This is a genomic window from Streptomyces sp. NPDC001157 (assembly GCF_053598255.1).
Map to the genome: position 1 here is coordinate 1 of NZ_JBSFJW010000097.1, position 1402 is coordinate 1402.

Annotated in this window: 1 protein-coding gene; it reads left to right on the plus strand. The window is 66.8% G+C overall.

What is annotated here, in order from left to right; genetic code table 11:
• Positions 1 to 53 precede the first annotated feature (53 nt).
• Entirely contained in the window at positions 54 to 1238 is a 1185-nt protein-coding gene (locus ACWDAG_RS47735) for an IS701 family transposase (protein ID WP_450701864.1), read from the plus strand.
• The last annotated feature ends 164 nt before the right edge of the window (positions 1239 to 1402 follow it).

Sequence of the window (1402 nt, forward strand, 5' to 3'; positions counted from 1 at the left end):
TACTGCAACGGTGCTTGTCGTGACTGTTGGCCAGTTCGCTCGTTGGTCTGGTTATGGGTGGGGGCCACGCTGGTGTCGGGTTGTGGGCGCGTGAACTGGATGCTCTGCATGAGCGGTTCGTGCACAGGTTCAACCGGGAGGAGCCGCGTCAGTCGGCGCTGGCCTACATGCGGGGCCTGGTTGCACCGCTGCAGCGCAAGAACGGATGGACGCTGGCGGAGGAAGCAGGACACGCGGGTCCCGATCGCATCCACCGGCTGCTGAACAGGATCGAGTGGGACGCCGACGAGGTCCTGAACGACGTACGCGACTACGTCGTCGAACACCTCGCAGACCGCGAGGCCGTCCTGATTGTCGATGACACCGGCTTCCTCAAAAAGGGCAACCGTTCGGCCGGCGTGCAAAGGCAGTACTCCGGCACCGCCGGCCGCACCGAGAACAGCCAGATCGGAGTGTTCCTCGCCTACGCCACAGATCGCGGACGCACGCTCATCGACCGGCGGTTGTATCTGCCGACGTCCTGGACGGATGACCGGGAACGGTGCCGACGGGCGGGCATCGACGACACGGTCGGCTTCGAGACGAAGGTGGCCATGGCCAAGGCGATGGTCCGCAGGGCCATCGCCGACCGGGTCCCGTTCGGGTGGGTGACGGCGGACGCCGCCTACGGCTTCAGCAAGGGCTGGCGGTTCGAGCTGGAGCAGGCAGATGTCTTCCACGTCATGGCCACCACCCGGCACGACACGGTCGTCACCCGTTGGTCCATCGACCACCCCGTCCATGACCTGTTCCCCGGCCTGCCGCGGCAGAAGTGGAAGCGCCGTTCCTGCGGCGCGGGCGCCCACGGCCGGCGGATCTTCGACTGGGCCCGCGTCGAGGTCAGGCCCTGGCACCGCGAGGACCGCCGGCACTGGGTCCTCGCCCGCCGCAGCGTCAGCCGGCCCGAAGAGGTCTCGTACTACATCGCTTACTGCCCCGCGGACACGACGCTGGACGAGCTGATCCGCGTCGCGGGCAGCCGGTGGGCTGTCGAGGAGTGCTTCCAGACCGCGAAGCAGGAATGCGGCCTGGACGACTACCAGGTCCGCCGTTATCCCGGCTGGCACCGCCACATGACCCTGGCCATGGCCGCTCACGCCTGTCTGACCGTCCTGCGGGCTCGGGAACTGGACGCGGAGAAAGCAGAAACGGATCCTCCCAGCTCATCCACCTCAGCCTCGCCGAGATCCGACGCCTGATCACCCGTCTCACCCACCGTCCCCCGACCCCGGTCGACGACATTTGGCACTGGTCGACGTGGCGCCGCCGACGCCAACACCAAGCCCGCATCAGCCACTACAAACGACGCGGACACAGTCCCTGAAACTGCCCAGCAATCAGAACAAGCACCGTTGCAGTACTA